The sequence below is a fragment of the Streptomyces sp. NPDC002490 genome, from assembly GCF_040296045.1.
Taxonomy (GTDB): domain Bacteria; phylum Actinomycetota; class Actinomycetes; order Streptomycetales; family Streptomycetaceae; genus Streptomyces.
In genome coordinates, this window is sequence record NZ_JBEOWM010000116.1 from 1 (window position 1) to 4,073 (window position 4,073).

Genomic DNA, 4,073 nt, shown 5'->3' on the forward strand with positions numbered 1-4,073 from the left:
GGGCCCCGCCGCCCCGGCGCCCCCGCCCCGCCGCCCCCCGCCCCGCGGGGCGGGGCCCGGGGGGGGCGGGGGGTCCGCCGGGCGTTGCGGGTGGTGTGCGTCGGGGGGCTGGCGGGCGCGGCGGTGCTGGTGTGGTGGCCGCAGCCGCGGAGCGCAGCGCCGGCGGCGCCGGCGCACGGGCCGGGGGCACGGGCGGTGAGCGCGGTGGAGGGCGGCGCCCCGGCCACCACCACGGAGTTGACGGCGCTGGTCGTCGAGCGGGAGCGGCACCTGCGGGCGCACCCCGGGGACCACGCCTCCTGGGCCCTGTTGGGCACGGCGTACGTCGAACGGGGCCGGCGCACCGGCGACTCGGCGGACCTGCCGCGCGCCGAGCGGGCCCTGAACGCCTCCTTGGCGGCCCGGCCGGAGGGCAATGCGGGGGCGTCGACCGGGCTGGCGCGGTTGGCCGCGGCCCGCGGCGACCATCCGGCCGCCCGCGCCTGGGCTCAGCGGGCGGTGCGGCTGGCGCCGCGGCGCTGGCAGGGCTATCCCCCGCTGATCGAGGCGCACCGCGGGCTCGGAGACTTCGCCGCCGCCGGGACGGCCTTGGACTCCCTGCGGGAGTTGCGGGTGCCGGCGGCGGTCACGCGGACGGTGACGGGGGCGCTCTACCGGGAACGGGGGTGGCGGGAGGACGCGGCGGCGAACCTGACGGACGCGGTGGCGGCGGCCCGCACCCCGGCCGAGGAGGCCCGGGCCCGGCACCTGCTCGGCGGGGTGGCGGCGGACCGGGGGGAGGCGGAGACGGCGCTCGGGCACTTCGACGCGGCGCTGCGGGCCGACCCCGGTCTGCACGAGGCGCTGGCCGGACGGGGGCGGGCGCTGGCGGCGCTCGGCCGCGACACGGAGGCGGTGCACGCGCTGCGGACGGCGTCCGCCCGCCGGCCGGTGCCGGAGTACGCGCTGGAACTCGGGGAGTTGCACGAGGCGGCGGGGGCGGCGGACGCGGCCCGGGCGCAGTACCGGTTGGCCCGGGAGCGGCTGCGGGCCCGCGCCGCGCACGGGGTGCGGGACGTCCTGGTGCGCGCCCGGTTGGCGGCGGACCACGGGGACGCGGCGGAACGGGAGGCGGTGGCCGAGGAGTTGGCGGCGGAGGCGGGCCGGGCGCCCCGGCCCGCGGTCTCGGACGCGCGGGGCTGGGTGCTGTTCCGCCAGGGCGATGCCGAGGGGGCCCTGGAGTGGGTGCGCGAGGCGCAGGACCGGGGTCCCCGGGTGCCGCTGGTGGCCTACCACCGGGGGGAGATCGAGCGGGAGTTGGGGCGGACCGCCCGGGCCCGGCGCCATCTGGCCGACGCCTTGCGCTGGAACCCCGGCTTCTCCCCGCTGTTCGCCCCCCGGGCCCGTACCGCGCTGGCCGGCCTGGGTTCCCCGGCCCCCGGCGGCCCGGCCCGGACGCACGGCCCGGCCGAACCCCTCACCTCGCCCTCGCCCTCGCCCTCGCCCTCGCGCACGGCTTGAGGAGGGGAGGCGGCCCGGGGGCCGCGGGGGTCACAGGTTGCCGCGCTTCTCCTGCTCCCGCTCGATCGCTTCGAACAGCGCCTTGAAGTTGCCCTTGCCGAAGCCCATCGAGCCGTGCCGCTCGATGATCTCGAAGAACACCGTGGGCCGGTCCTGGACCGGCTTGGTGAAGATCTGGAGCAGGTAGCCGTCCTCGTCCCGGTCGGCGAGGATCTTCAGTTCGCGCAGGGTCTCGACGGGGACCCGGGTGTCGCCGACCCATTCGCCGAGGGTGTCGTAGTACGAGTCGGGGGTGTCGAGGAACTGGACGCCCGCGGCGCGCATGGTCCGCACCGTCTCCACGATGTCGTTGGAGGCGAGGGCGATGTGCTGGACGCCCGCGCCGCCGTAGAACTCCAGGTACTCGTCGATCTGCGACTTCTTCTTGGCGACGGCGGGTTCGTTGATGGGGAACTTGACCTTGAGGGTGCCGTCGGCGACGACCTTGGACATCAGGGCGGAGTACTCGGTGGCGATGTCGTCGCCGACGAACTCCTTCATGTTGGTGAAGCCCATGACCTCGTTGTAGAACGAGACCCACTCGTTCATGCGGCCGAGTTCCACGTTGCCGACGCAGTGGTCGACGGCCTGGAAGGTCCGCTTGGCGGGGGGCGCCACGAGGGGTTCGGCCGCGGCGTACCCGGGCAGGTAGGGGCCCTCGTAGGCGCGCCGCTCGACCAGGGAGTGCCGGGTGCTCCCGTAGGTGGCGATGGCCGCGAGGACGACGGTGCCGTGTTCGTCGGTCACCTCGTGCGGTTCGGTCAGGCCCCGGGCGCCGTGCGCGACGGCGTACGCGTAGGCCGCACGGGCGTCGGGCACCTCGATGGCGAGGTCGACGACGCCGTCACCGTGCTCGGCGACGTGCTCGACGAGGAAGCGGCCCCGGTCGCTGACCGCCTTGATCACGGAGGTGAACACGAAGCGGGCCGAACCGTTCTCCAGGACGTAGGAGGCGGTCTCCCGACTCCCGTTCTCCGGGCCCGCGTAGGCCACGAGCTTCATCCCGAACGCGGTCGCGTAGTAGTGGGCCGCCTGCTTGGCATTGCCCACGGCGAAGACGACCGCGTCCATGCCCTTCACCGGGAAGGGGTCGGCCCCGCGTGCGGTGGTGGGGGCGGGGTTCAGGTGCGCAGGAGTAGCTGCCATGCCGGCAGGCTCCTCCCGTTCCACAAGGTGCGCAATAGTTTGCGTTTTTAGTGGGCATTCTGACTAGGCAGAAGCCCGTCGGACCGGTCTTTCTGTACAAGGTGACCATGCGGGAGGCCCTGGTGGCGATCGATCATTTGGACGGCCGGTTGCTCGTGCTGTTGGCACGCGAACCGCGCTTGGGGGTGCTGGAGATGTCCCGCCGCCTGGGGGTGGCCCGGGGCACGGTGCAGGCCCGGTTGGACCGGCTCCGGTCGAACGGGGTGATCCGCGGCTTCGGCCCGCAGGTGGACCCGGCGGCGCTCGGCTACCCGGTGACCGCCTTCGCCACGCTCCAGATCCGGCAGGGTTCGGGCGCCGACGTGCGGGCGCACCTGGCGACCGTCCCGGAGGTGCTGGAACTGCACACCACCACCGGCAGCGGGGACATGCTGTGCCGGCTGGTGGCGCGGTCCAATGCGGACCTCCAGCGGGTCATCGACCTGGTGGTGGGCTTCGACGGCATCGACCGGGCGGCCACCGCCATCGTCATGGAGAACCCGGTGCCGCTGCGGATCATCCCCCTGGTCGAGCAGGCGGCCCGGGAGTGAGCCGGGCCACGGACCCTTCACGCAAAGAGTCCTTTGCATAGGACCCTTTGCATAGCTATCTTTGGATGCATGGACGAGAACGCGCCCGGCGCCACCGGGACCCCCGACCCCCGTGCGTCCGCGCAGGAGCCGACGCCCCCCGCCCACCGACGGAGGGTCCGTCACCTCGACGCCCGCACCCTCCGCGGGCTCGCCCACCCGCTACGGATGGCACTGCTGGGCGCACTGCGCCGCGGCGGACCCGCCACCGCCTCCCAACTCGCCGGGAAACTGGGCGAGTCGAGCGGAGCGACCAGCTACCACCTGCGCCAACTCGCCGCCTACGGCTTCGTGGAGGACGCCCCCGAGCAGGGCCGGGGGCGGGAGCGGTGGTGGCGGGCCGTGGACGAGGGCACCGACTTCGGCCACGAGCTGATGCAGGACACCGACCCGCAGACGCGGGGCGCGGCGAGCGTGTTCCTGCACGAGATCGCGAACATCCACAGCCGGGAGCTGACGACCTGGATCGCCACCCGCGAGGACTGGTCCGAGGAGTGGGCGCGGGCCACCGACATCAGCGACTTCACCCTCCGGCTGACGCCCGAGGAGAGCCGGGAGCTCTCCGAGCGGATGCACGCCCTCCTGACCGAGTACCGGCCGGCGACGACCGAGGACACCGACCCGGCCACCGACCGGGTCCGCGTGCACCTGCACCTCTTCCCGCAGCGCACCTCCTAATGCTGTTGTCAAGCGGCGACTGTGACAGGGAGTTCACGTGGGAAGCGCTGTCCGTCACGGATGAGGGCCCACAGGACGTTG

The 4,073-nt window shown here is 74.3% G+C and carries 4 protein-coding genes; 3 read left to right on the plus strand and 1 reads right to left on the minus strand.

Annotated features, from left to right (window positions below; all coding sequences use genetic code 11):
• The coding region (locus ABT092_RS30780; protein ID WP_351249785.1) for a tetratricopeptide repeat protein at positions 1-1,500 on the plus strand (1,500 nt) is incomplete at its 5' end.
• Positions 1,501-1,530: 30 nt separating this feature from the next.
• Here ABT092_RS30780 and hppD read toward each other — a convergent pair.
• Complete coding sequence (hppD, locus tag ABT092_RS30785; RefSeq protein WP_351249787.1) at positions 1,531-2,685, minus strand: 4-hydroxyphenylpyruvate dioxygenase; 1,155 nt, start codon at positions 2,683-2,685, stop codon at positions 1,531-1,533.
• 122 nt (positions 2,686-2,807) lie between these two features.
• Here hppD and ABT092_RS30790 point away from each other — a divergent pair, with 122 nt between their 5' ends.
• Positions 2,808-3,275: an Lrp/AsnC family transcriptional regulator gene (locus ABT092_RS30790; protein WP_351249791.1), complete on the plus strand. Its 468-nt coding sequence runs from the start codon at positions 2,808-2,810 to the stop codon at positions 3,273-3,275.
• Between the two features lie 69 nt (positions 3,276-3,344).
• Positions 3,345-3,992: an ArsR/SmtB family transcription factor gene (locus ABT092_RS30795; RefSeq protein WP_351249789.1), complete on the plus strand. Its 648-nt coding sequence runs from the start codon at positions 3,345-3,347 to the stop codon at positions 3,990-3,992.
• Positions 3,993-4,073: the final 81 nt, after the last annotated feature.

Excerpts from the sequence above, each read along its gene's own strand:
- hppD (WP_351249787.1), bottom strand. The coding sequence starts at position 2,685 with ATGGCAGCTACTCCTGCGCACCTGAACCCCGCCCCCACCACCGCACGC.
- ABT092_RS30795 (WP_351249789.1), top strand. The coding sequence starts at position 3,345 with ATGGACGAGAACGCGCCCGGCGCCACCGGGACCCCCGACCCCCGTGCG.